At 54.7% G+C, this 24239-nt stretch carries 24 protein-coding genes and 1 tRNA gene; 20 read left to right on the forward strand and 5 right to left on the reverse strand.

The window, feature by feature from the left end; translation table 11 throughout:
• The first annotated feature begins 37 nt into the window (after window positions 1-37).
• The 4 genes from ada to mgtE all read left to right on the forward strand — a co-directional run bounded on the left by ada (window position 38) and on the right by mgtE (window position 5013).
• Entirely contained in the window at window positions 38-1102 is a 1065-nt protein-coding gene (gene ada / locus OGY10_RS02480) for a bifunctional DNA-binding transcriptional regulator/O6-methylguanine-DNA methyltransferase Ada (RefSeq protein WP_191226982.1), read from the forward strand.
• Window positions 1102-1752, forward strand: coding sequence for a DNA oxidative demethylase AlkB (gene alkB / locus OGY10_RS02485; protein WP_125362695.1), 651 nt, complete (start codon window positions 1102-1104; stop codon window positions 1750-1752). The genes ada and alkB overlap by 1 nt, the downstream gene beginning before the upstream one ends.
• 75 nt (window positions 1753-1827) lie before the next feature.
• Window positions 1828-3471, forward strand: a complete 1644-nt coding sequence (locus tag OGY10_RS02490; protein ID WP_191226983.1) for a multidrug ABC transporter permease/ATP-binding protein — start codon at window positions 1828-1830, stop codon at window positions 3469-3471.
• A 105-nt stretch (window positions 3472-3576) separates the two neighbouring features.
• Complete coding sequence (gene mgtE, locus OGY10_RS02495; RefSeq protein ID WP_191226984.1) at window positions 3577-5013, forward strand: magnesium transporter; 1437 nt, start codon at window positions 3577-3579, stop codon at window positions 5011-5013.
• Here mgtE and OGY10_RS02500 read toward each other — a convergent pair.
• Window positions 4976-6223: a SulP family inorganic anion transporter gene (locus OGY10_RS02500; RefSeq protein ID WP_191226985.1), complete on the reverse strand. Its 1248-nt coding sequence runs from the start codon at window positions 6221-6223 to the stop codon at window positions 4976-4978. The genes mgtE and OGY10_RS02500 overlap by 38 nt on opposite strands.
• 278 nt (window positions 6224-6501) lie before the next feature.
• Here OGY10_RS02500 and mqo point away from each other — a divergent pair, with 278 nt between their 5' ends.
• Window positions 6502-8163, forward strand: a complete 1662-nt coding sequence (gene mqo, locus OGY10_RS02505) for a malate dehydrogenase (quinone) (protein ID WP_003834639.1) — start codon at window positions 6502-6504, stop codon at window positions 8161-8163.
• A gap of 96 nt (window positions 8164-8259) precedes the next feature.
• On the opposite strand, the gene eco is transcribed toward mqo, so the two are convergent.
• The gene (eco, locus tag OGY10_RS02510) at window positions 8260-8757 is read right to left on the reverse strand and encodes a serine protease inhibitor ecotin (RefSeq protein WP_048216405.1); all 498 of its coding nucleotides are present in this window, start codon (window positions 8755-8757) and stop codon (window positions 8260-8262) included.
• Window positions 8758-9170: 413 nt separating this feature from the next.
• Here eco and napF point away from each other — a divergent pair, with 413 nt between their 5' ends.
• The 15 genes from napF (at window position 9171) to OGY10_RS02585 (ending at window position 21356) form a co-directional block, all read left to right on the forward strand.
• Entirely contained in the window at window positions 9171-9662 is a 492-nt protein-coding gene (napF, locus tag OGY10_RS02515; RefSeq protein WP_003027564.1) for a ferredoxin-type protein NapF, read from the forward strand.
• On the forward strand, window positions 9652-9915 hold the full coding sequence (gene napD / locus OGY10_RS02520; RefSeq protein WP_003027560.1) for a chaperone NapD: 264 nt from the start codon (window positions 9652-9654) through the stop codon (window positions 9913-9915). The genes napF and napD overlap by 11 nt, the downstream gene beginning before the upstream one ends.
• Complete coding sequence (gene napA / locus OGY10_RS02525) at window positions 9912-12398, forward strand: nitrate reductase catalytic subunit NapA (RefSeq protein ID WP_032944032.1); 2487 nt, start codon at window positions 9912-9914, stop codon at window positions 12396-12398. The genes napD and napA overlap by 4 nt, the downstream gene beginning before the upstream one ends.
• A 6-nt stretch (window positions 12399-12404) precedes the next feature.
• A complete protein-coding gene (napG, locus tag OGY10_RS02530; protein ID WP_003834629.1) occupies window positions 12405-13100 on the forward strand; it encodes a ferredoxin-type protein NapG in 696 nt (231 codons plus the stop codon).
• Window positions 13087-13950, forward strand: coding sequence for a quinol dehydrogenase ferredoxin subunit NapH (gene napH / locus OGY10_RS02535; RefSeq protein ID WP_286576173.1), 864 nt, complete (start codon window positions 13087-13089; stop codon window positions 13948-13950). The genes napG and napH overlap by 14 nt, the downstream gene beginning before the upstream one ends.
• Window positions 13947-14396, forward strand: coding sequence for a nitrate reductase cytochrome c-type subunit (gene napB / locus OGY10_RS02540; protein WP_003834627.1), 450 nt, complete (start codon window positions 13947-13949; stop codon window positions 14394-14396). Before napH ends, napB begins: the two co-directional genes overlap by 4 nt.
• 9 nt (window positions 14397-14405) lie before the next feature.
• Window positions 14406-15008: a cytochrome c-type protein NapC gene (gene napC / locus OGY10_RS02545; protein WP_003027548.1), complete on the forward strand. Its 603-nt coding sequence runs from the start codon at window positions 14406-14408 to the stop codon at window positions 15006-15008.
• 20 nt (window positions 15009-15028) lie between these two features.
• On the forward strand, window positions 15029-15649 hold the full coding sequence (gene ccmA / locus OGY10_RS02550) for a cytochrome c biogenesis heme-transporting ATPase CcmA (RefSeq protein ID WP_008785298.1): 621 nt from the start codon (window positions 15029-15031) through the stop codon (window positions 15647-15649).
• A complete protein-coding gene (ccmB, locus tag OGY10_RS02555; protein ID WP_048215891.1) occupies window positions 15646-16305 on the forward strand; it encodes a heme exporter protein CcmB in 660 nt (219 codons plus the stop codon). Before ccmA ends, ccmB begins: the two co-directional genes overlap by 4 nt.
• Window positions 16306-16381: 76 nt before the next feature.
• A complete protein-coding gene (locus OGY10_RS02560) occupies window positions 16382-17119 on the forward strand; it encodes a heme ABC transporter permease (RefSeq protein ID WP_003027538.1) in 738 nt (245 codons plus the stop codon).
• Window positions 17116-17328 (forward strand): heme exporter protein CcmD, encoded by a 213-nt coding sequence (gene ccmD, locus OGY10_RS02565; protein WP_020996676.1) that lies wholly within the window; start codon window positions 17116-17118, stop codon window positions 17326-17328. The genes OGY10_RS02560 and ccmD overlap by 4 nt, the downstream gene beginning before the upstream one ends.
• Window positions 17325-17804 (forward strand): cytochrome c maturation protein CcmE, encoded by a 480-nt coding sequence (ccmE, locus tag OGY10_RS02570; protein ID WP_003834619.1) that lies wholly within the window; start codon window positions 17325-17327, stop codon window positions 17802-17804. Before ccmD ends, ccmE begins: the two co-directional genes overlap by 4 nt.
• On the forward strand, window positions 17801-19756 hold the full coding sequence (locus OGY10_RS02575) for a heme lyase CcmF/NrfE family subunit (protein ID WP_191226987.1): 1956 nt from the start codon (window positions 17801-17803) through the stop codon (window positions 19754-19756). The genes ccmE and OGY10_RS02575 overlap by 4 nt, the downstream gene beginning before the upstream one ends.
• Window positions 19753-20310, forward strand: a complete 558-nt coding sequence (gene dsbE, locus OGY10_RS02580) for a thiol:disulfide interchange protein DsbE (RefSeq protein ID WP_003834613.1) — start codon at window positions 19753-19755, stop codon at window positions 20308-20310. Before OGY10_RS02575 ends, dsbE begins: the two co-directional genes overlap by 4 nt.
• Window positions 20307-21356, forward strand: a complete 1050-nt coding sequence (locus tag OGY10_RS02585) for a cytochrome c-type biogenesis protein CcmH (protein ID WP_032944027.1) — start codon at window positions 20307-20309, stop codon at window positions 21354-21356. The genes dsbE and OGY10_RS02585 overlap by 4 nt, the downstream gene beginning before the upstream one ends.
• A gap of 96 nt (window positions 21357-21452) precedes the next feature.
• On the opposite strand, the gene narP is transcribed toward OGY10_RS02585, so the two are convergent.
• From narP to yejM, 3 genes are all read right to left on the reverse strand, one after another.
• On the reverse strand, window positions 21453-22100 hold the full coding sequence (narP, locus tag OGY10_RS02590) for a nitrate/nitrite response regulator protein NarP (RefSeq protein WP_003834605.1): 648 nt from the start codon (window positions 22098-22100) through the stop codon (window positions 21453-21455).
• Window positions 22101-22309: 209 nt separating this feature from the next.
• Window positions 22310-22386 (reverse strand) — tRNA-Pro (locus tag OGY10_RS02595).
• A gap of 74 nt (window positions 22387-22460) precedes the next feature.
• On the reverse strand, window positions 22461-24221 hold the full coding sequence (yejM, locus tag OGY10_RS02600; protein WP_057066518.1) for an LPS biosynthesis-modulating metalloenzyme YejM: 1761 nt from the start codon (window positions 24219-24221) through the stop codon (window positions 22461-22463).
• Window positions 24222-24239 lie beyond the last annotated feature (18 nt).

A 24239-nucleotide genomic window follows, 5' to 3' on the forward strand; every position in this document is an offset into this window, starting at 1 on the left:
CTGAGGCTAAGCGCTATGCTTAACAAAGGAGTCCGAAATGAAAAATCGTTTACGCATCACTGACGATGACCGTTGGCAGTCCGTTGTGGATCGCGACGTTAACGCCGACGGTCAGTTTGTTTTTGCCGTCCAGACCACCGGTATTTTCTGCCGTCCGTCCTGTCGGGCAAAACATGCGCTGCGCAAAAATGTCCGTTTTTACGCCGATGCCCAGCAGGCACAGGATGCCGGGTTTCGCCCCTGTAAGCGCTGCCAGCCGGATAAAGACAGCGCGCAACAGCATCGGCTGGACAAAATTGCCCGCGCCTGTCAGTTGTTGGAGCAAGAGTCACCTCTTACGCTGGACGAGCTGGCACAGCAGGTGGCGATGAGCCCGTATCACTTGCATCGTCTGTTTAAAGCCACGACGGGCATGACCCCGAAAGTGTGGCAACAATCATGGCGTGCTCGCCGTCTGCGTGATGCCCTGGCGAAAGGTGTTCCGGTTACACAGGCGATTCTCAATGCCGGATTCCCCGACAGCAGCAGCTACTATCGCAAAGCCGATCAAGCATTAGGCATGACGGCAAAGCAATTTCGTAAAGGTGGCGACAACGTTTCTGTACGCTATACCCTCGCAGATTGCGCTCTGGGTCGCTGTCTGGTGGCGGAAAGCGAGCGGGGTATCTGCGCGATCTTGCTTGGCGATGATGACGCTACGTTGGTTGCGGATCTTCATGCGCTGTTTCCCGCCGCGCAGGATGTTCCTGCAGATGCCAATTTTCAGCAGCGCGTGCGCGAAGTGATCGTTGCGATCAACTCGCGTGACGCGTCGCTATCGCTACCCCTGGATATTCGGGGAACAGTCTTTCAGCAGCAGGTGTGGCAGGCGCTGCGCACAATTCCGTGCGGTGAAACAGTGAGCTACCAACAGCTGGCCAGCGCCATCGGCAAACCGAAGGCGGTGCGCGCGGTGGCCAGTGCCTGTGGGGCCAACAAACTGGCGATTGTTATCCCGTGTCACCGGGTGATCCGTGGCGATGGCGCACTTTCGGGCTACCGATGGGGTATTGCGCGCAAGGCGCAGTTACTGCAACGGGAAGCTACTGGCGAGGAAACATAATGCTCGATCTCTTTGCGGATGCGAAACCCTGGCAGGAGCCGCTGGCGTCAGGTGCGGTTATTCTCCGACGTTTCGCTTTTGACTCTGCGCCCACTTTACTTCAGGCGATAGCGGCTGTCGCCAGACAGTCGCCGTTTCGCCAGATGGTGACGCCCGGCGGCTATACGATGTCGGTGGCGATGACCAACTGCGGCCATTTGGGCTGGACGACGGATCAGCATGGCTATCTTTATTCTCCGTTTGATCCACTCACCGGCACGCACTGGCCGCCGCTGCCGGATGCGTTCGCTGATCTGTGCCAACAGGCGGCGACGGCGGCGGGCTATGCTGATTTTCAACCCGATGCCTGCCTGATTAACCGCTACACGCCAGGGGCAAAACTGTCCTTACATCAGGATAAAGACGAGCCCGACCTGCGGGCGCCGATTGTCTCTGTATCGCTGGGGCTACCAGCCATCTTTCAATTTGGCGGCTTGCGCCGTAATGACCCTTTAAAGCGTTTGCTGCTGGAACATGGCGATGTCGTGGTGTGGGGCGGTAATTCGCGGCTGTTTTATCATGGGATCCAGCCGCTTAAAACAGGGTATCACCCATTAACCGGAGACTGTCGTTACAACCTGACGTTTCGTCTGGCGGGTAAAAAAGAATAAAAATAAGAATTATTATTGCTGTCAGCGAAGAGATGTTTAAACTGCGGGCTGTTATTACTTGTCCGGGTTGTGTGCATGGAACTTTTACTTCTTGTCTGGCGGCAGTATCGCTGGCCATTTATCAGCGTGATGGCGCTCAGTCTCGCCAGCGCCGCGTTGGGGATTGGGCTGATTGCGTTTATCAACCAGCGCTTGATCGAAACGGTCGACACCACGCTGATGGTGCTACCGGAGTTTCTTGGCCTGCTGCTGTTGTTGATGGTTGTCACCCTCGGTTCTCAGCTGGCGTTGACCACGCTGGGTCACCACTTTGTCTACCGCCTGCGTAGCGAATTTATCAAACGAATTCTGGATACTCACGTCGAGCGTATTGAACAGCTTGGCAGCGCCTCGTTGCTGGCCGGTTTAACCAGTGATATCCGCAACATCACCATCGCCTTTGTTCGTCTGCCTGAGCTGGTGCAGGGGATTATCCTGACCATAGGATCGACGGCGTATCTGGCGATGCTGTCGACCAAAATGCTACTGGTAACGGCAGTCTGGATGGCAATCACCATCTGGGGCGGATTTGTGCTGGTGGCGCGGGTGTATAAACACATGGCCACCTTGCGCGAAACTGAAGACAAGTTGTACAACGATTATCAGACGGTGCTGGAAGGGCGCAAAGAGCTGACGCTTAACCGCGAGCGCGCCGAGCATATCTTTAATCAGATGTACGTCCCGGATGCCAAAGAGTATCGCCACCATATTATCCGTGCCGATACCTTCCACCTGAGCGCGGTTAACTGGTCGAACATTATGATGCTGGGTGCCATTGGCCTGGTGTTCTGGATGGCTAACAGTCTGGGATGGGCTGATACCGCCGTGGCAGCGACCTATTCTCTGACGCTGTTATTCCTGCGAACACCGTTGCTCTCTGCCGTTGGCGCGCTGCCGACGCTGCTTACCGCGCAGGTGGCGTTCAACAAGCTGAATAAATTCGCACTGGCACCTTTTAAGGCCGAATTCCCACGCCCAACCGCGTTTCCCAACTGGCAAACGCTGGAGCTGCGCAACGTGGTTTTCCACTATCAGGATAATGCGTTTTCCGTAGGGCCGGTGAATCTGACGATTCATCGCGGTGAACTGATCTTTCTGATTGGCGGTAACGGTAGCGGAAAATCTACGCTGGCGATGTTACTGACCGGTCTATACCAGCCGCAGTCAGGCGAAATATTGCTTGATGGTAAGGCCGTTGCCGTTGAAAAACCGGAAGACTACCGCAAGCTATTCTCCGCCGTGTTTACCGACGTCTGGCTGTTCGACAAACTGCTGGGGCCGGAAGGTAAAGAGGCTAATCCGCAACTGGTCGCGAAGTGGCTGGAACATCTGAAGATGGGTCATAAGCTGGAGCTGAGCGATGGTCGTATCCTCAATCTGAAGCTGTCGAAAGGGCAGAAGAAACGCGTGGCGCTGCTGCTGGCCCTGGCGGAGGAGCGCGACATCATTCTGCTGGATGAGTGGGCTGCCGATCAGGATCCCCATTTCCGCCGGGAGTTCTATCAGGTGTTATTGCCTTTGATGCAGGAAATGGGGAAAACCATTTTCGCTATCAGCCACGACGATCATTATTTTATTCACGCCGACCGTCTGCTGGAAATGCGCAACGGACAGTTGAGTGAACTGTTGGGCGATGAACGTGACGCCGCCTCGCGCGACGCGGTGGCTCGCACAGCCTGATCCTTCGTGCCGCCGGTTTTTTAGCCACCCGGCGGCACTGTTTATTGTTATTTACATAAATCGGCATCATGATTAATGATATTTCATATCATGGATTTATGATTAATGTCTGTAATAAACAAAAACAGCGCCAGACTGCGTGATGAAGAGCGTGCGCGCCTCATCTGGCTGCTGACCACTGATAAAGCCATTATTTCAACGCTATTGGGCAAGCTTACCCTGGCTGAGCAATATGACGTCGGTACGTTAGCCGACGATATTGCTGAGGTAGGGGCGCTGGTGGCCCACCTGCCACCGCCTGACCTCGCCGATACCCTCGAAGCTTTGCCCTCTGAAGAGCGCCACGCTCTGTGGCGACTGGTCGAAAATGAAAAGCGCGGTAACGTCTTGCTTGAGGCGTCTGAAAACGTCTGGGACGACCTGATCGATGAGATGAGCGACCGCGAGCTGCTGGATGCGCTGCAATATCTCGATATCGATGAACAGATTTACCTGGTGCAGCATTTGCCTCGTAACCTTACCGGTCGTCTGCTGGCGACGTTACCGGCAGAGGAGCGGACGCGCGTTCGCCAGGTGCTGCACTACGAGAAAAATAGCGTCGGCGCGATCATGGAGTTCGAGGTCATCACTGTGCGTCCGGACGTGACGCTGGAAGTGGTGCAACGCTATCTGCGGCGGCTGGGGAAAATGCCGGAGAACACCGATAAACTTTTCGTGACCGATCGCAATAAAGTGCTGGCTGGCGAACTGACGCTAACCTGCATTTTACTCAATGATGTGCAGCGAAAAGTCAGCGAGGTGATGGAAGATGACCCGCTCACCTTTTCTCCTGAAGATATCGCCGAAAACGCTGCGCGTACCTTCGAACGCGACAACCTGGTCAGCGCCGCGGTGGTTGACCCTTCCGGTAAACTGATGGGCCGTTTAACCATCGATGAGATTGTCGACGTTGTCTATGAAGAAACCGACACCGATCTGCGGCGAATGGGGGGCTTAAGCGCCGAAGAGGACGTGTTTGCGCCTGTTACCAAAGCGGTAAAAACCCGCTGGGCGTGGTTGGCCGTTAACCTCTGTACCGCCTTTATCGCCTCGCGGGTGATCGACGGTTTTGAACATACGATTTCGCAACTGGTGGCGCTGGCCTCGTTGATGCCGATTGTGGCGGGTATCGGCGGCAATACCGGGAATCAAACTATCACTATGATCGTCCGCGCGCTGGCGCTGCAAAATATTCAGCCGGGGAACCTGACGTTTCTCATCCTGCGCGAGATGGGCGTGGCGCTAATCAACGGCCTCGTGTGGGGCGGGATTATGGGGGGCATTACCTGGTGGCTATACGATGATATGGCGCTCGGTGGTGTGATGACTCTGGCGATGATGCTCAATCTGCTGATGGCGGCGTTGATGGGGGTTATCATTCCGATGACGATGGTGAAGCTCGGGCGCGACCCGGCGGTCGGCTCGAGCGTCATGATAACCGCTATCACTGATACTGGTGGTTTCTTTATTTTTCTCGGTCTGGCAACGCTGTTTCTGATGTAGTCGCCCGTTTGCGTCTGACGATACGCGGTAGAATAAGCATCGTCATCACCCCGGCAACCACGCCAATCGCCAGGTTGCCGGTAGAAACCGTGGCAGCGACGGTCACCAGCATCACCAGCGTTTCAGTGACGGGCAGTTTCGTCAGCGTGGCGGGCTGGATGCTGTGCCAACTGAAGGTTTTTACCGCCACAATCACCATAATACCTGCCAGCACCGACATGGGTATTTCTGCCATCACTTCGCTTAACCCTGTGACTAACAGGAGTAATACCAGTCCGGCGGCAACCGTCGAGACGCGGCTGCGTCCTTTGCCCATCTCGACGTTAACGATGGTTTGACCAATCATTGCGCACCCGGCAATACCGCCATAAAATCCGGCCAAAATATTGGCAATCCCCAGTCCGGTGCTTTCGCGATTCTTATTCGACGGCGTCACCGTCAGGTCATCCACCAGACGGGCGGTTAACAGCGACTCCATCAAACCAACAAAAGCGATACTCAGCGCGCAGGGCCAGATAATCGCCAGCGTTTGCAGGTTGAGCGGAACCAACAACTGGGTGAAACCCGGCAGTCCGCCGCTCATTGAACCTTCGTCACCGACGGTCGGTAACAGTTGCCCGCTGGTGACAGTGAACACGGTTAGCAGCACGATGGCGATAAGCGGTGCGGGGATTGCTTTAATAAACCGCGGAACCCACAGCACAATCAGCAGCGTCAGGACAAACAGCCCCCAGATGAGCGGGCTTTTGCCCCAGAAATGCGGGACCTGGGCAAAGAAAATCAATATCCCCAGCGCGTTAACAAAGCCGGTCATCACGGCCGTAGGGATGAATCGCATCAGACGTGCCATTCCCAATACACCAAACAGGATCTGAATCATCCCGGCCAGCACCACTGCAGGCAGGATGTATTGCACGCCGTGTTGATGCACCATCGGACCAATCACCAGCGCGACCGATCCTGCAGCGGCGGTAACCATTGCGGGACGACCGCCTAAAAAAGACATCGCCAGGCACAGTACGACGGAGGCGATCAGACTGACTTTAGGATCAACGCCTGCGATCACGGAAAACGAGATTACTTCCGGGATCAGCGCCAGGGCGGTTACCACACCGGCCAGCGTTTCGCGCACCAGCAGACGGGGTTGGCGGAGCACGGCGCGGGTCGTGTGTTCCGAGACTGTGGCAGAGGAATGTTGAGTTGCAGACATAGTTACACTCAGGTCAAAAATGGCCTGATACAGCAGACCGACAGGCATCCGTGCGGTGAATAGCAAAGCGCAGCATAGTACCCGTCAGATGGACCGGTTTCCAGAAATGATTGTCAATAACCGCATAAACTATCAACGTATTAATAACATTTTTAAAAATTAAATATAATTTATAAACTTTATTTAATTATTTTTACTTAAGTGTTACCGTTGGTGCCGCTCGATTTTCACCTGCATTAAAAGCAAAAAAGCGATACTAAAAGTAAGGCATTAACATTATGAAAAAAGTGACTGCCATGCTCTTCACCATGGCCGTTGGGCTGAATGTTGTCTCGATGGCGGCAAAAGCGAAAGCGGCGGAAGAGCAGGAAACGGATGTACTGTTGATTGGCGGCGGCATCATGAGCGCCACGCTGGGAACCTATTTACAGGAGCTGGAGCCGCAATGGTCAATGACCATGGTTGAGCGACTGGATGGTGTAGCGCAGGAAAGCTCAAACGGCTGGAATAACGCCGGAACCGGCCACTCCGCACTGATGGAGCTGAACTACACGCCTAAAAAGGCCGACGGTAGCATCAGCATTGAAAAGGCAGTCGAAATTAACGAAGCCTTCCAGATTTCCCGCCAGTTTTGGGCCTATCAGGTCAATAATGGCGTAATGCATGAACCACGCTCGTTTATCACCACCGTTCCGCACATGAGTTTTGTCTGGGGTGACGAGAACGTGAACTTCCTTCGTGCCCGTTACACCGCACTGCAGCAGAGCACGCTGTTCCGTGGTATGCGCTATTCAGAAGACCACGCGCAGATCAAAGAGTGGGCGCCGCTGGTCATGGAAGGTCGCGATCCGCAGCAGAAAGTCGCGGCAACGCGTACCGAGATTGGTACTGACGTGAATTACGGCGAAATCACCCGCCAACTGATTACCTCATTGCAGAAAAAGCCCAACTTTGCGCTGCAGTTGAGCACCGAAGTGCGTGGCTTTAAGCGTAATGCCGATAATAGCTGGACTGTCACAGTCGCCGATCTGAAAAATAACGAAGCGGAACACGATATCAAGGCGAAGTTTGTCTTTATCGGTGCCGGTGGCGCTGCGCTGAAGCTGTTGCAGGAAACCGACATTCCGGAAGCGAAAGGCTATGCCGGATTCCCGGTGGGCGGGCAGTTCCTGGTTGCGGAAAACCCGGATGTGGTCAATCGCCACCTGGCGAAAGTGTACGGTCAGGCCTCCGTGGGCGCGCCGCCGATGTCTGTACCGCATATCGACACCCGTATCCTTGATGGCAAGCGCGTTGTGCTGTTTGGGCCATTCGCGACATTCTCCACCAAGTTCCTGAAGAATGGTTCATTGTGGGATCTGCTCAGCTCGACCACCACCTCAAACTTTATGCCGATGGTCAACGTGGGTCTGGATAACTTCGATCTGGTGAAATATCTGGTGAGCCAGGTGATGCTCAGCGACGACGACCGTTTTGCTGCGCTGCAAGAGTACTATCCGCAGGCGAAAAAAGAAGACTGGCGTTTATGGCAGGCTGGCCAGCGTGTGCAGATCATCAAAAGCGATGCGGAGAAGGGCGGCGTGCTGCGTCTGGGCACTGAAGTCGTCAGCGATAAAGAAGGCACGATTGCAGCGCTGCTGGGAGCTTCTCCGGGCGCATCAACCGCGGCACCGATCATGCTGCATCTGATGGAAAAAGTGTTTAAAGATAAAGTAGCCAGCCCCGAGTGGCAGGCGAAGCTGAAAACCATTATTCCGTCTTATGGTACTAAGCTGAACGGTAACGTTGAGGCTACGGAACAAGAGCTGCAGTACACCAGTGAGGTTCTGGGTCTGAAATATGACAAGCCGCAGGTTGCTGATGAAGCGCCGAAACCACAGCTGAAACCTCAGGCACAACCTCAGCCTGAACAGAAAGCCGTCGCGGATATCGCGCTGTAAAATAAAATGCCGGATGGCGCTGCTGCGCTTATCCGGCATTGTTTATGCGTCTGTAGGCCGGATAAGGCGGTACGCTGCCATCCGGCACATTCTCACTTAGCGCGCGACTGCGTCCTGAATTTTGTCTTCCGCTTTCCAGATACGGTATTTAACGTCCACGTTTTCCGGGGTATAGACCACAATCGGCAACTTGCTGTTGTAACGCAGCATGCCGTCATCACCCAGATGCGCAGTAATGAATTTCTTCTCTTTCTTACCGTCCGGGCAGGCCATCATGGTTGAAACCGGAGACGTAACTTTGTCAAAGACATAGTAGTCATATCCCCAACCCTCCAGCGTTTTGCTGTCCAGTTCTCCGCCCAGGCGGTGTTGGTTACAGTCAACTTCCAGCGTTTGTCCGATCAGCAGTTCTACTTTCAGAGTAGATTCATCTTTCTCAGGGGTAAGCTGGATAACCTGGCGCTTCATACCCTTTTCCGCCTTGGGATAAGGGGCGACTTTTTCCAGCGGCTGAGCGGCGGTATCGTTACTGGCAGCCCATGCAGAGGTGCTGGCAAAGGCGGCGAAAAGTACGGCAGGGACAATTGTCTTCATCTTATTGTTCACAGTGTTTCCTTTCTTCTGTCTTATGAACGAGTCTGTAGCAGGTTAACATATTTGGATAATCTATTAATCTGGATTTACTTATATTTAAAGTGTATTAGGTAGCGTTTCGTTGCCATGGTAGCGATATATCCTAGGAATTATCCTAATATTGGGATCTTTGTCTTTTTTAGTAAGTCGTTATATACATTGTTATATAACTCATTGAAATGTGAGCAAAAGCGCATTTTTTCCCGCCAACTCAACACTCCTTTGATCCGGCAACAGCATTTACCCCAATTGGGGTATGCACCTCTAACACATCCTGAAATATCTTACGGCTAAAAATAACTACTCATAAATAGTGCAGTTTTTTATGTCGTTCAACCCGCCGAGGGAGGGCGTCATTATGGAAGGACAATGTCATGGTTGATTTATCCCGTCGAGGCATGTTGACAGGCAGTTGGCGAAACGCCAGCGCAGGGATTCGTCCGCCGTGGAGCAAGGAAGACTCTCACTTTCTGGCCCATTGCCTCCGTTGTGACGCCTGCATCCAGGCGTGCGAAACCGACATCCTGCAGCGAGGCCAGGGTGGTTACCCGAGCGTAAATTTCAAACACGGCGAGTGCAGCTTTTGCTATGCCTGCGCAGAAGCCTGTCCCGAATCACTTTTTCTTCCGCGCCACACCAGGGCATGGGATCTGAATTTTACGATTGGGGAAAACTGTCTCGCACATCAGTCCGTTGAATGTCACCGCTGTCAGGATAGCTGTGAGCCCATGGCAATAACCTTTCGTCCCACGCTGTCCGGCATTTATCAGCCGCAGCTCGACAATCAGGACTGTAACGGATGTGGCGCCTGTGTCGCTATCTGCCCGGTATCAGCCATTAACGCGGAGTACAACCATGGACAATAACTGGCAGGTCTGCAGCCTGGTCGTTCAGGCCAAAAGCCAGCATATCAACGATATCGCCACGCAGTTGCGTTCCTTTCCCGGTTGCGAAGTTGCACTCAGCGATGTGGAAAGTGGTCAGTTGATTGTGGTGGTGGAAGCTGAGCAAAGTGAAACGCTAATGAAAACAATTGAGTCAGTACGCAACGTTGCGGGCGTACTGGCGGTGTCGCTGGTTTATCACCAGCAGGATGAGCAAGGTGAGGAAACACCATGAAACTCAGTCGTCGTAGCTTTATGAAAGCTAACGCCGTTGCGGCCGCTGCGGCGGCTGCCGGGTTAAGCGTGCCGGGCGTTGCCCGCGCGGTAGTCGGTCAGCAAGAAGCCATTAAATGGGACAAAGCCCCGTGCCGTTTTTGCGGGACGGGCTGTGGCGTATTGGTCGGAACGCAGCAAGGGCGTGTTGTGGCATGCCAGGGCGATCCGGATGCGCCGGTTAACCGTGGGCTTAACTGCATCAAAGGTTACTTCCTGCCGAAAATCATGTACGGAAAAGACCGTTTAACGCAGCCGATGCTGCGCATGAAAGACGGCAAGTATCACAAAGAAGGCGAGTTCACCCCGATTAGCTGGGACCAGGCCTTTGACGTGATGGAAGAGAAATTCAAAACGTCGATGAAAGAGAAAGGCCCTGAGTCTATCGGTATGTTCGGCTCTGGCCAGTGGACGATTTGGGAAGGTTATGCCGCTGCCAAATTGTTTAAAGCGGGTTTCCGTTCCAATAACATCGACCCGAACGCACGTCACTGCATGGCGTCAGCAGTAGTCGGTTTTATGCGTACCTTCGGTATGGATGAACCGATGGGCTGCTATGACGATATCGAACATGCGGATGCCTTCGTCCTGTGGGGCGCGAATATGGCAGAGATGCACCCGATCCTGTGGTCGCGCATCACCAACCGTCGTCTGTCCGATCCTAATGTTAACGTCGCGGTTCTTTCCACCTTCCAGCACCGCAGTTTTGAGCTGGCGGATAACGGTATGGTCTTCACGCCGCAAACCGATCTGGTGATCCTCAACTACATCGCGAACTACATTATTCAAAACAATGCGATTAACCAGGATTTCTTTAGCAAGCACGTTAACCTGCGTAAAGGCGTGACGGACATCGGCTACGGTCTGCGTCCAACCCATCCGCTGGAAAAAGCGGCGAAAAACCCGGGATCCGATGCTTCTGAACCGATGAGCTTTGAGGATTACAAAGCCTTCGTTGCTGAGTACACGCTGGATAAAACCGCCGAAATGACCGGCGTACCGAAAGATCAGCTGGAACAGCTGGCGCAGCTGTATGCCGATCCGAAGAAAAAAGTCATCTCCTACTGGACGATGGGCTTTAACCAGCACACCCGCGGCGTGTGGGCCAACAACCTGGTCTATAACCTGCACTTGCTGACTGGCAAAATCTCCCAGCCAGGCTGCGGCCCGTTCTCTCTGACCGGCCAGCCTTCAGCGTGCGGCACTGCGCGTGAAGTCGGTACGTTCTCCCACCGTCTGCCTGCGGATATGGTGGTAACGAACGAAAAACACCGCGATATCTGCGAGAAGCACTGGAATATTCCGTCAGGGACCATTCCGGCAAAAGTTGGTCTGCACGCCGTGGCGCAAGACCGTGCGCTGAAAGATGGCAAGCTCAATGTCTACTGGGCGATGTGTACTAACAACATGCAGGCCGGTCCGAACATCAACGAAGAGCGTATGCCGGGCTGGCGCGATCCGCGCAACTTCATCATCGTCTCCGATCCGTACCCGACGATCAGCGCCCTGTCGGCTGACCTGATCCTGCCGACCGCGATGTGGGTAGAGAAAGAAGGTGCCTACGGTAACGCAGAACGTCGTACACAGTTCTGGCGTCAGCAAATTAAAGCGCCGGGCGAATCGAAATCGGATCTGTGGCAACTGGTGCAGTTCTCTCGTCGCTTCAAAACAGAAGAAGTATGGCCGGAAGACCTGCTGGCACAAAAACCGGAACTGCGCGGTAAAACGCTGTATGACGTGCTGTTTGCTACGCCAGCAGTAACGAAATTCCCAGTGACTGAACTGGCTGAAGATCAACTGAACGATGAATCCCGCGAGCTGGGCTTCTATCTGCAAAAAGGGTTGTTCGAAGAGTACGCCTGGTTTGGCCGCGGTCACGGGCACGATCTTGCGCCATTTGACGATTACCACAAAGCGCGCGGTTTACGCTGGCCAGTCGTTGAGGGTAAAGAGACCCAGTGGCGCTACAGCGAAGGCAACGACCCTTACGTGAAAGCAGGTGAAAGCTACAAGTTCTACGGTAAACCGGACGGTAAAGCGGTTATCTTCGCGCTGCCATTTGAGCCTGCTGCTGAAGCGCCGGATAAAGAATATGACCTGTGGCTGTCTACCGGACGTGTGCTGGAACACTGGCATACCGGCAGTATGACGCGTCGTGTGCCTGAACTGCACCGTGCTTTCCCGGAAGCCGTGCTATTTATCCACCCGCTGGATGCAAAAGCACGCGATCTGCGCCGTGGCGATAAGGTCAAAGTGATTTCCCGTCGTGGCGAAGTGATTTCGATTGTTGAAACACGCGGTCGTAACCGTCCGCCGCAGGGGCTGGTGTACATGCCGTTCTTCGATGCCGCACAGCTGGTGAATAACCTGACGCTGGATGCGACGGATCCGCTCTCCAAAGAGACGGATTTCAAGAAGTGCGCCGTGAAACTGGCGAAGGTGTAACGCGTTATGTCCCGGTCAGCAAAACCCCAAAATGGCCGCCGCCGCTTTCTGCGCGATATGGTTCGCGCAGCGGGCGGGCTGGCCGTCGTTGGCGTGGCGCTGGGGTTGCAACAACAAACCGCACGCGCAACCGGCGTGCGGTTGCGCCCGCCAGGTGCACTGAGCGAGGAGGCATTCGCCAGCGCCTGCGTACGTTGCGGTCAGTGCGTTCAGGCATGTCCCTATGACACGCTGAAGCTGGCAACGCTGGCCTCCGGGCTGGCGGCCGGTACGCCATATTTTGTCGCCCGTGATATTCCCTGCGAAATGTGTGAGGACATTCCGTGTGCCAAAGTCTGCCCGAGCGGCGCGTTGGACAGGGAAATTGAATCCATTGACGATTCGCGTATGGGGCTGGCGGTACTGCTGGATCACGAAAACTGCCTCAACTATCAGGGATTGCGCTGCGACGTTTGCTATCGCGAGTGCCCGAAAATTGATGAGGCGATCACCCTGGAGCTGGACCGCAATATGCGTACCGGCAAGCATGCGCGGTTTATTCCGACCGTGCACAGCGATGCCTGTACCGGCTGTGGGAAATGCGAAAAAGTCTGCGTACTGGAACAGCCAGCAATAAAAGTACTGCCGCTGTCGCTGGCGAAAGGGGAGTTAGGACACCATTACCGCTTCGGTTGGCTGGAGGGGAACAATGGCAAATCGTAAACGTGATGCCGGGCGTGAAGCGCAGGCAAAAAAAGGATGGTGGAAGAGTCATCGCTGGCTGCTGCTGCGTCGTTTGAGTCAATTTCTGATACTGGCGATGTTCCTCAGCGGCCCGTGGCTTGGCGTGTGGATCCTGCATGGCAACTACAGTAGCAGCCTGTTGCTGGACGCTATCCCGTTCACCGATCCGCTGATTACTCTGCAAAGCCTGGCCAGCGGGCATCTGCCGGCGACGGTGGCGTTAACGGGAGCAGCTATCATCACGGTGCTGTATGCCCTGGCAGGTAAGCGACTGTTTTGCAGTTGGGTTTGTCCCATGAACCCGGTTACCGATTTAGCCAGTTGGTTGCGCAGAAGGTTTGACCTGAATAAGTCCGCAACCCTGCCACGCCATATACGGTACGTCCTGCTGGTGGTTATCCTGGTCGGTTCCGCCCTGACCGGTACGCTGTTGTGGGAGTGGATAAATCCAGTCTCTCTGCTTGGACGGAGCCTGGTAATGGGATTCGGTAGCGGAGCGCTGCTGATCCTCGCGCTGTTTTTATTTGATTTACTGGTCGTTGAGCATGGCTGGTGCGGGCATCTTTGCCCACTGGGTGCGCTGTATAGCGTGGTGGGAAGCAAAGGGGCATTAACCGTTTCGGCAAAAGAACGTAACAGATGTAACCGCTGTATGGATTGTTTTCATGTTTGCCCGGAACCGCATGTGCTACGTGCGCCGGTGCTGGATGAGCAAAGTCCGGTGCAGGTAACCAGCCGCGATTGCATGGCCTGCGGTCGCTGCGTGGATGTCTGTTCTGAGGATGTTTTTACAATAACAACACGATGGAGTTCGGGAGCGAAATCATGAAAAGCCATGACCTGATTAAGACGCTGTGTCAATGGACGGCCCTGCTTGCCCTGGTCGTCAGTGGGGCCGTTTGGGCTGCAAATGGAGTGGATCTGAGCCAGTCACCGGAAGTCTCAGGAACACAGGAAGGGGCGATTCGCATGCCGAAAGAGCAAGAGCGCATGCCGCTGAACTATGTGAATCAGCCGCCGATGGTTCCGCATAGCGTTGAAGGGTATCAGGTGACGACTAACACTAACCGCTGCCTGCAATGCCACGGTGTGGAAAGCTATCGCACTACCGGTGCGCCGCGCATCAGTCCGACGCACTTTATGGACAGCGACGGCAAGGTATTGGCTGAAGTTGCGCCGCGTCGTTATTTCTGCCTGCAATGTCACGTTCCGCAGGCTGACGCCGCGCCGATTGTTGAAAATACCTTCACCCCCTCGAAAGGTTACGGGAAATAAGAGGTCATTATGGAAAATTCTAACCGTAAACCAGGCTGGATTAAGCGCGTCTGGCAATGGTGGCGTCGCCCCAGCCGTCTGGCGCTCGGCACGCTGTTGTTAATCGGCTTTGTGGGCGGCATTATTTTCTGGGGCGGCTTTAATACCGGTATGGAAAAGGCCAATACAGAAGAGTTCTGCATTAGCTGTCACGAAATGCGCAATACGGTATACCAGGAATACATGGAAACCGTACACTACAACAACCGCAGTGGTGTGCGAGCGACTTGCCCTGATTGCCACGTCCCGCATGAGTGGGGCCCGAAAATGATTCGTAAGATCAAGGCCAGTAAAGAGCTGTACGCGAAAGCACTGGGGCTGATAGATACACCGCAGAAATTTGAAGACCATCGTCTGACGATGGCGCAAAATGAGTGGCGGCGTATGAAAGATAATAATTCGCAAGAGTGCCGAAACTGTCACAACTTCGAGTTTATGGATTTAACCGCCCAGAAAGGCGTTGCGGCCAAAATGCACGACCAGGCCGTGAAAGACGGGCAAACCTGTATTGACTGTCATAAAGGGATAGCGCACAAACTGCCTGATATGCGCGAAGTCAAACCGGGCTTTTAACAGGATGTAGATAACCAGGTATGCTTGAAGCCAGAGAATTACTTTGCGAGCGAGATGACAGAATACTGTTCAGCAATCTGTCATTTCGCGTCAACGCAGGGGAATGGGTACAAATTACCGGCAGCAACGGCGCAGGGAAAACTACTCTGCTGCGGTTGCTTACCGGGCTGGCGCGTCCCGATGCAGGGGAGGTTTGCTGGCAAGAGCAGCCGCTGCATCACGTGCGGGACAGCTACCATCAGCAACTGCTGTGGATCGGACATCAGCCGGGGATAAAAACCCGGCTTTCGGCGTTGGAGAACCTGCGTTTCTTCCATCATGACGGCGACATTGCACAGTGTCTGGCTGCGCTGGCACAGGCGGGACTTGCCGGATATGAAGATATTCCGGTGAACCAGCTCTCCGCCGGACAACAGCGGCGCGTGGCGCTGGCCCGTTTGTGGCTGACCCGCGCCCGGCTGTGGATCCTCGATGAACCCTTTACCGCCATTGATGTGAACGGCGTTGAGCGACTGACTCAGCGTATGGCGCAGCATACAGAGCAGGGCGGTATTGTTATTCTCACCACCCACCAACCGCTCAATGTCGAAACCGATAAAGTGCGACGTATTGCGCTGACCAGCGAGAGGGCAACGCAATGATGTGGCGAATCTTCCGTTTAGAACTGCGAGTTGCGTTTCGTCATAGTGCGGAAATCGCCAATCCTTTATGGTTCTTCCTGATTGTTATTACGCTGTTCCCGCTGAGCATTGGGCCGGAGCCGCAGCTACTGGCGCGCATTGCGCCGGGCATCATTTGGGTTGCGGCGCTGCTGGCGTCATTGCTGGCGCTGGAGCGCTTGTTTCGTGATGACTTACAGGACGGCAGCCTTGAGCAACTGATGCTGCTGCCGTTACCGCTACCGGCCGTGGTGCTGGCGAAAGTGATGGCGCACTGGGTCGTGACCGGCCTGCCGCTGTTGATCCTCTCGCCGCTAGTGGCGCTGCTGCTGGGCATGGATATGTACAGCTGGAAAATTATGGCGCTGACGTTGTTACTCGGAACGCCGACGCTGGGCTTCCTCGGTGCGCCGGGTGTGGGACTGACGGTGGGCTTAAAGCGCGGCGGCGTGTTGTTAAGCGTGCTGGTGCTCCCGCTCACCATACCCTTACTGATTTTTGCAACCGCCGCGATGGATGCGGCTTCTATGCACTTACCGGTTGAAGGGTACATGGCAATTCTGGGCGCGTTGCTGGTCGGCAGCGCCACGTTAAGCCCGTTTGCCACAGCTGCGGCGTTACGGATAAGCGTGCAGTAACGAGAATTAGATGTGTAGGCCGGGCAAGGTGCTCTGGCACAACGGATTTTAATTTATGGAGTCTGGTGACTGAACTATGTGGAAAACACTTCATCAATTGGCGATGCCCCCTCGGCTCTATCAGATCTGTGGCTGGTTTATCCCGTGGCTGGCGATTGCCAGCGCGGTGGTACTGATAACGGGATGGGTCTGGGGCTTTGGTTTTGCGCCTGCGGACTATCAGCAGGGGCAGAGCTATCGCATTATTTATCTGCACGTTCCGGCGGCAATCTGGTCGATGGGCATTTATGCCTCGATGGCTGTTGCCGCGTTTATCGGCCTGGTCTGGCAGATGAAAATGGCCAATCTGGCGCTGGCTGCGATGGCGCCGATTGGTGCAGTGTTTACCTTTATTGCGCTGGTGACCGGCTCCGCATGGGGCAAACCGATGTGGGGAACCTGGTGGGTCTGGGATGCTCGACTCACCTCTGAACTGGTGCTGCTGTTTCTCTACGTGGGCGCCATTGCGCTGTGGCATGCCTTTGACGACCGCCGTCTGGCAGGTCGTGCCGCCGGTATTCTGGTGCTGATTGGCGTGGTCAACTTACCGATTATCCACTATTCGGTTGAGTGGTGGAATACGCTGCATCAGGGTTCTACCCGCATGCAGCAAAGCATCGATCCGGCGATGCGTACGCCGCTGCGTCTGGCGATCGTCGGCTACCTGTTACTGTTTGTCACGCTGGCGCTGATGCGCATGCGTAACCTGATTTTGATGATGGAAAAACGCCGCCCGTGGGTGAGCGAACTGATCTTAAAAAGAGGCCGCCAATGACCCCTGCATTTGCATCATGGAGTGATTTTTTCGCGATGGGCGGCTACGCCTTGTATGTCTGGCTTGCCGTAGCGATGAGCGTTATCCCGCTGGTGGTGCTGGTACTGCATTCCGCGTTACAACATCGCGCAATTTTACGCGGTGTGGCGCAGCAGCGGGCGAGAGAAGCGCGTATGCGTGCGGCGCAAGTGCAACGGGAGGCGGCGTGAATATTCGACGTAAAAATCGGTTATGGATAGCCTGTGCGGTACTGGCGGGTCTGGCGTTGACCATTACGCTGGTGCTTTATGCGCTGCGTTCTAATATTGACCTGTTCTATACGCCGGGAGAGATACTCTACGGTAAGCGCGAAACGCAGCAGATGCCCGAAGTCGGTCAGCGCCTGCGCGTGGGCGGAATGGTGATGCCCGGTAGCGTAAAGCGCGATCCGCAGTCGTTGAAGGTGAATTTCAGTATCTATGACGCCGAAGGTGTGGTGGATGTCACCTACGAAGGCATTCTGCCGGATCTGTTCCGCGAAGGGCAGGGTGTCGTTGTTCAGGGCGAACTGGACGAAGGAAATCATGTGCAGGCCAAAGAGGTTCTTGCCAAACATGATGAGAATTACACCCCGCCGGAAGTCGAAAAAGCGATGCAGGAAAACCATCGTCGCCCGGAAAGTGTTTATAAGGATAAAACGTCATGATGCCTGAAATTGGCAATGCGCTGTTGTGCCTTGCGCTCGGCGTGGCGTTACTACTGTCAGTCTATCCGCTGTGGGGCGTAGCGCGCGGCGACGTGCGAATGATGGCCTCCGCGCGGCCTTTTGCCTGGGTTCTGTTTATCTGCGTGATGGGGGCGTTCCTGATTCTGGTCAACGCCTTCGTGGTTAATGACTTTACCGTCACCTACGTTGCCAGCAACTCCAATACCCAGCTTCCGGTCTGGTATCGGGTGGCAGCAACCTGGGGGGCTCATGAAGGCTCGCTGTTGCTATGGGTGCTGCTGATGAGCGGCTGGACGTTCGCCGTTGCGGCGTTCAGCCAGCGAATGCCGCTGGACATCGTTGCTCGCGTGCTGGCGGTGATGGGGATGGTAAGCGTTGGCTTTCTGCTGTTTATTCTGTTTACCTCCAACCCGTTTGCCCGTACGTTGCCCAACTTCCCTATTGAAGGGCGCGACCTGAACCCGCTGTTGCAGGATCCGGGGCTGATTTTCCATCCGCCGTTGCTGTACATGGGGTATGTCGGCTTCTCCGTGGCCTTCGCGTTTGCGATTGCCGCGCTGATGAGCGGACGACTGGACAGTACCTTCGCCCGTTTTTCGCGTCCGTGGACGCTGGCGGCGTGGGTGTTCCTGACGCTGGGTATTGTGCTCGGTTCGGCCTGGGCCTATTACGAGCTGGGCTGGGGCGGTTGGTGGTTCTGGGATCCAGTTGAGAACGCCTCGTTTATGCCATGGCTGGTGGGAACGGCGCTGATGCACTCGCTGTCGGTAACCGAACAGCGTGCCAGCTTTAAAGCCTGGACGCTGCTGCTGTCAATCTGCGCATTCTCGCTTTGCCTGTTAGGTACTTTCCTGGTGCGCTCCGGCGTGTTGGTATCGGTGCATGCCTTCGCCTCCGATCCGTCACGCGGGATGTTTATTCTGGCCTTTATGGTATTGGTGATTGGCGGCTCCCTGCTGCTGTTTGCGGTGCGCGGTCACAAGGTCCGTTCACGGGTAAACAACGCGCTGTGGTCGCGTGAATCTCTGCTGTTGGGCAACAACGTTCTGCTGATTGCCGCCATGCTGGTGGTGCTCTTGGGCACGCTGCTGCCGCTGGTGCACAAACAGCTGGGTCTGGGCAGCATTTCGATTGGCGAACCGTTCTTCAACACCATGTTTACCTGGCTGATGGCGCCGTTCGCGCTGTTGCTGGGAATTGGGCCATTAGTGCGCTGGGGCCGTGACCGACCGCGTAAACTGAAAACGTTACTGATTATCGCGTTTGTCACCACGCTTGTTCTGTCGCTGCTGCTGCCGTGGTTGTTTGAGGATCGCATTGCCGCTATGACGGTGGTAGGGCTGGCGATGGCATGTTGGATATTTGTGCTGGCGATGTCCGAAGCGTTCCTGCGTGTTTCCCGCGGAACGAAGTTAACACCAAGCTATTGGGGCATGGTGTCGGGCCACGTTGGGCTGGCGATTACTATTGTCGGTATTGCCTTCAGCCAGAACTACAGCGTTGAACGCGATGTGCGCATGAAAGCGGGTGATAGCGTCAGTATCCATAACTATCAGTTCACGTTCCGCGAAGTGAAAGATATTACCGGACCTAACTACCGGGGCGGTGTCGCCATTATTGGCGTTACCCGAGATGGTAAACCGGAAGCCACGCTGCATGCGGAAAAACGCTTCTATAACAGCACCAGTTCGATAATGACCGAAGCGGCAATTGACGGCGGGTTCACGCGCGATCTGTACGCCGCGCTGGGTGAAGAACTGGATAACGGCGCATGGGCTGTGCGTCTGTACTACAAACCGTTTATTCGCTGGATTTGGGCCGGAGGATTGCTGATGGCGCTGGGCGGATTGTTCTGCCTGTTTGATCCACGCTATCGTCAGCGCACGCGTCCTCGCGCAGCGGTGCAAAAAAATGCGTCGGAGGCTGTATGAAGCGCAACGCACTGTTAATTCCGTTTATTATTTTTCTGATCATTGCGGCGGCGCTGCTGTGGCAGCTGGCGCGTAACGCTCAGGGGGACGATCCCACGAATCTGGAATCGGCGCTGATCGGCAAACCCGTTCCGACATTCCGCCTGGAGTCGCTGGAGAATCCGGGTCAGCATTATCAGGCCGATGTGCTGACCCAGGGCAAACCGGTACTGCTGAACGTCTGGGCGACCTGGTGTCCGACCTGTCGCGCCGAACATCAGTATCTGAACCAGCTGTCTGCACAAGGCGTGCGGGTGGTGGGTCTGAACTATAAAGACGATCGTCAGAAAGCCATTGTCTGGCTGAAAGAGCTGGGCAATCCTTACTCATTAAGCCTGTTTGACGGCGACGGTATGCTCGGTCTGGATCTTGGCGTGTACGGCGCGCCGGAAACGTTCCTGATCGACGGTAAAGGTATTATTCGCTATCGCCATGCCGGTGATTTGAATGCCAGGGTGTGGGAGAGCGAGATCAAACCGTTGTGGGATAAGTACAGTAAGGAGGCTGCGCAATGAGATTTTTACTGGGCCTGCTGATGCTGGTTATCTCGGGATCTGCGCTGGCGACCATCGATGTGATGCAGTTTAAGGATGAAGCGCAGGAGCAGCAGTTCCGTCAGCTTACTGAACAGCTGCGCTGTCCTAAATGTCAGAACAACAGTATCGCCGATTCTAACTCGATGATTGCCACTGACCTGCGCCAGAAAGTGTACGAACTGATGCAGGAAGGAAAAAGTCAGAAAGAGATTGTCGACTACATGGTGGCGCGCTACGGCAACTTCGTCACCTACGATCCACCGTTGACGCCGCTTACAGTGCTTTTGTGGGTGATGCCGGTGGTAGCGATTGGTTTGGGCGGCTGGATTATTTTTGCCCGTACTCGCCGACGCGTCCGGGTGAAGCTGGAAGAGTTTCCTGACGACGTTATCCCGGATGGCAAACGCGGTGGATTTGGGTTGTTTGTGCCCGGCATCGTGGTGGCGCTGATCGTTGGCGCGGTGAGCTATTATGAAACCGGCAGCTATAAGCAGGTTCAGGTCTGGCAGCAGGCCACCGCTCAGGCTCCGGCGCTGCTGGAACGCGCGTTGGATCCGAAAGCTGACCCGCTCAATGAAGAGGATATGACACGTCTGGCGCTGGGGCTGCGTACGCGTTTACAAGCCGATCCTACAAACGTTGAAGGTTGGATCATGCTTGGGCGTATTGGCATGGTACTCGGTAACGCCAGTACGGCCACTGAAGCCTATGCCAATGCCTATCGACTGGATCCTAAAAACAGCGATGCGGCGCTGGGTTATGCGGAAGCACTGACCCGTTCATCCGATCCTGACGATAACCGCCGGGGAGGGGAGCTGTTACGCCAGCTGGTGCGCGGCGAGCATGCCAACGTGCGGGTTCTCAGCATGTACGCGTTTAACGCTTTTGAACAGCAGCGCTTCGGCGAGGCGGTTGCGGCGTGGGAGATGATGCTGAAATTATTACCGGCCAATGATACCCGTCGGGCGGTGATAGAACGCAGCATTAAGCAGGCGATGGAGCAGCTAACGCCGCAGGAGAAGTAAGAGTCCAGATTACCCGAAGGCGTGCTGCTTTCGGGCCTGTGCGAGCTTTGTAGGCCGGATAAGACGCTGCTGCGTCGTCATCCGGCATCTCATTGATTACTGCATGCCGCGCGTTTGCAAAAACAGGATGGTGGCAGCAACGCGAGAACGCACATTGAGTTTGCGCAGCAGGTTGCGAATATGCACCTTCACCGTCTGTTCAGAAATATTCAGCACTGATGCAATCTGTTTGTTCGACAGTCCCTGAGCAAGTTCATGCAATACATCCAGCTCGCGTTCGGTGAGAATGCTGAATGGATCTTCCTGCGCACCAAACAGGTCACGTTCGCGCAGATATTCGCTAACGCGAGCGCTAAACGCTTTACCGCCTTTGGCACCGTTACGAATGGCTTCCAGCAAGACTTCAGGATCGCTATCTTTCAGTAAATAACCATCCGCGCCGGCATCAATTAAGGCGTACACATCGCTGGCGGCATCCGATACGGTAAGAATAATAATTTGCGCGGTGACGCCGTCCCGACGCAGCGCATTCAGGGTGTCCAGCCCGCTCATACCTTTCATATTGAGATCCAGCAGGATCACATCAAGGTCCAGACGGTTTGCCAGATCGATAGCACTTGCGCCGTCGCCAGCTTCAGCGACTACGTCAAATGCGGGATCCAGTTGCAATAATTGACTAATTCCCCGCCGCATGAGCGGGTGGTCGTCGACAATCAGCACCCGAAAAGGCGTTACTTCAGGCATACTATTCTCCTGAGCTTTTATTAGTATCATTATTGTTTTCAGCGCATCAATCGTCCAGATTCACCGCGCTGATGAGAGGATGAATTTTACCCCAATTTGTGCATGGGTAAGTAGCAAAACCTGTGCTGAAGGCTGCTGTAAAACTCAGGAATGCGGAATCGCAGACATAAAAAAAACCAACCGCAAGGGTTGGTTTTTTTAGGGATTTTTGGTCGGCACGAGAGGATTTGAACCTCCGACCCCCGACACCCCATGACGGTGCGCTACCAGGCTGCGCTACGTGCCGACGCTATGGCTGCTAATACTACTGCTTTCCGCTACGAATGCAAGAGGATGCCTCACTAACTGATTTATAATTAATCAGTTAGCAATAAATCGTTTCTCATCCGTCAGAACCTGTAGCAGCAGGCTGAGCTGCGGTTTCTGATCTTTTATTTTCTCGCCACGTAAATCATAGGTCTGATAATTTCCGTTGTTGTTCAGCACCAGCGTCATCTCTGGCGTAGTCACTGCCATCGTGCTGCCGTCAGCGGCGGTCACCCAGTAATGGCGACGTGTAGCATTGAACAAATCCTGCCCCTGCGAGTATTCGTTAGCCGGCGTGCTGACATGCAGCAGGCGCTGCATCAGCGTCGTCATCAGGTCTGTATGATCGGTCAGGCTATTGATACGCTGGGCAGGTGTTCCCGGCCAGTGAATCACCAGAGGAACCTGCAGATGACCGCGCGACCAGGCAAAGTTGTTCTCTTCCTGAGTCAGCGGCACACCGCGGCCAGCGGTAATAATCACCACCGTGTTGTCCAGTTTACCCGAGTCGCGCAGGGCGCTAAGAACACGGTTAATATTGGCATCCACATCCTGAGCGGCGCTGGCGTAGCGTTTGGCAAAGTTCTTCTGGTTACTGTCATCAAGGTTTGTCCCGTTAAAGGAGACCCAGGAGAACCAGCGATTATCTTCCTGCGCGTAGCGTCCCAGCCAGTTAATCCATTGGCTTGCGGTTTGTTCGTCTGATTGCGTTTGCACGCTCGGCATGGAGAAATCTGACAGTAGCGCCTGACGATAAAGCGGGCTGGTAAAGCCATCCGAGGAGAATAGCCCTAACTGATAACCCTGCTGGTTCAGTGCAGAGATCAGCGCCGCAGGCGTTCGGGTCGACAAAATGCCGTCCATGTAGCTTGGTGATACGCCATAGAACAGGCCAAAGATCCCGTTATCCGTGGTGTTGCCTGAGCTCATGTGACGCGTAAAGGAGATATTCTGCCCGGCGAACTCAGCCAGCGCAGGCATCTGTTTTTCAAAGCGTGAGTAGTTCAGGCCGTCTACGGTGATCAGCAGAACGTTCTGGCCGGTGCCCAGATCGCGATAGTGCAGTTCGCTGAGCGGGTACTGCACGGAAACCGCTTCCGGATTACCCTGTTCGATCAGGCGACGCTGATACTCTTGCGCATCCAGCAGGCCATGTTTTTCCAGAAACTTACGCGCCGTCATCGGGTAGGAGAGCGGCAGGTTTGCGCGTTGCATGGTAATCGGGCGATAGAAATTGGCATCTGCCCAGATATACACCACATGCGAGGCGATAAAAGAAACGAAGAAGAATGCCGCTAACGGTTTTGCGAAATGGCGACGACGCGTCAGGCTGCGCAGCTTTTGCCAGCTCCAGGTCGCAAACAACATTTCTATTAACAGGATAACCGGCACGCTGATAAACAACAGTTGCCAGTCACGCGCCGCTTCGTTCTGGTCAGGATTAATGACCAGTTCCCAGACTATCGGGTTAAGGTGCAGGTGGAAGCGGGTGAAAACTTCGCTGTCGATTAACAACAGCGTCATGCCAGCTGTCGCCAGAATAGCTGATAAGAATCGCATCAGCCTCTGGGACATGACGATAAACGTCAGGGGAAACAGGATTAGCAGATAGGTGGCAAACACCAGAAAGCTAAAATGCCCGACAACGCTCAGGTAGGAATAAACACGACCTGCAAGGGTTGTCGGCCAGTCGGCGACAAACAGGTAACGGCTACCGAGAACCATGGCCAACAGAATGTTGAACAAGGCAAACCAGTGCCCCCAGCTAACCATCTGGGAGACTTTCTCACGGTAGCGCTGACGATGAGTTACCATAAACTATTGTTCGTTTCC

Origin of the sequence: Citrobacter sp. Cpo148, from assembly GCF_030332375.1 — a bacterium.
GTDB lineage: Bacteria > Pseudomonadota > Gammaproteobacteria > Enterobacterales > Enterobacteriaceae > Citrobacter > Citrobacter portucalensis.

What these genes read in the sequence shown, in the direction of transcription:
- napB (WP_003834627.1), top strand. Translation starts at nt 13,947, where the DNA reads ATGAAAAGCCATGACCTGATTAAGACGCTGTGTCAATGGACGGCCCTG.
- napF (WP_003027564.1), top strand. Translation starts at nt 9,171, where the DNA reads ATGGTTGATTTATCCCGTCGAGGCATGTTGACAGGCAGTTGGCGAAAC.
- napH (WP_286576173.1), top strand. Translation starts at nt 13,087, where the DNA reads ATGGCAAATCGTAAACGTGATGCCGGGCGTGAAGCGCAGGCAAAAAAA.
- narP (WP_003834605.1), bottom strand. Translation starts at nt 22,100, where the DNA reads ATGCCTGAAGTAACGCCTTTTCGGGTGCTGATTGTCGACGACCACCCG.
- ccmA (WP_008785298.1), top strand. Translation starts at nt 15,029, where the DNA reads ATGCTTGAAGCCAGAGAATTACTTTGCGAGCGAGATGACAGAATACTG.
- OGY10_RS02490 (WP_191226983.1), top strand. Translation starts at nt 1,828, where the DNA reads ATGGAACTTTTACTTCTTGTCTGGCGGCAGTATCGCTGGCCATTTATC.
- napA (WP_032944032.1), top strand. Translation starts at nt 9,912, where the DNA reads ATGAAACTCAGTCGTCGTAGCTTTATGAAAGCTAACGCCGTTGCGGCC.
- mqo (WP_003834639.1), top strand. Translation starts at nt 6,502, where the DNA reads ATGAAAAAAGTGACTGCCATGCTCTTCACCATGGCCGTTGGGCTGAAT.
- alkB (WP_125362695.1), top strand. Translation starts at nt 1,102, where the DNA reads ATGCTCGATCTCTTTGCGGATGCGAAACCCTGGCAGGAGCCGCTGGCG.
- ccmD (WP_020996676.1), top strand. Translation starts at nt 17,116, where the DNA reads ATGACCCCTGCATTTGCATCATGGAGTGATTTTTTCGCGATGGGCGGC.
- OGY10_RS02560 (WP_003027538.1), top strand. Translation starts at nt 16,382, where the DNA reads ATGTGGAAAACACTTCATCAATTGGCGATGCCCCCTCGGCTCTATCAG.
- napG (WP_003834629.1), top strand. Translation starts at nt 12,405, where the DNA reads ATGTCCCGGTCAGCAAAACCCCAAAATGGCCGCCGCCGCTTTCTGCGC.
- ada (WP_191226982.1), top strand. Translation starts at nt 38, where the DNA reads ATGAAAAATCGTTTACGCATCACTGACGATGACCGTTGGCAGTCCGTT.
- OGY10_RS02575 (WP_191226987.1), top strand. Translation starts at nt 17,801, where the DNA reads ATGATGCCTGAAATTGGCAATGCGCTGTTGTGCCTTGCGCTCGGCGTG.
- mgtE (WP_191226984.1), top strand. Translation starts at nt 3,577, where the DNA reads ATGTCTGTAATAAACAAAAACAGCGCCAGACTGCGTGATGAAGAGCGT.
- eco (WP_048216405.1), bottom strand. Translation starts at nt 8,757, where the DNA reads ATGAAGACAATTGTCCCTGCCGTACTTTTCGCCGCCTTTGCCAGCACC.
- napC (WP_003027548.1), top strand. Translation starts at nt 14,406, where the DNA reads ATGGAAAATTCTAACCGTAAACCAGGCTGGATTAAGCGCGTCTGGCAA.
- napD (WP_003027560.1), top strand. Translation starts at nt 9,652, where the DNA reads ATGGACAATAACTGGCAGGTCTGCAGCCTGGTCGTTCAGGCCAAAAGC.
- OGY10_RS02585 (WP_032944027.1), top strand. Translation starts at nt 20,307, where the DNA reads ATGAGATTTTTACTGGGCCTGCTGATGCTGGTTATCTCGGGATCTGCG.
- yejM (WP_057066518.1), bottom strand. Translation starts at nt 24,221, where the DNA reads ATGGTAACTCATCGTCAGCGCTACCGTGAGAAAGTCTCCCAGATGGTT.
- dsbE (WP_003834613.1), top strand. Translation starts at nt 19,753, where the DNA reads ATGAAGCGCAACGCACTGTTAATTCCGTTTATTATTTTTCTGATCATT.
- ccmB (WP_048215891.1), top strand. Translation starts at nt 15,646, where the DNA reads ATGATGTGGCGAATCTTCCGTTTAGAACTGCGAGTTGCGTTTCGTCAT.
- OGY10_RS02500 (WP_191226985.1), bottom strand. Translation starts at nt 6,223, where the DNA reads ATGTCTGCAACTCAACATTCCTCTGCCACAGTCTCGGAACACACGACC.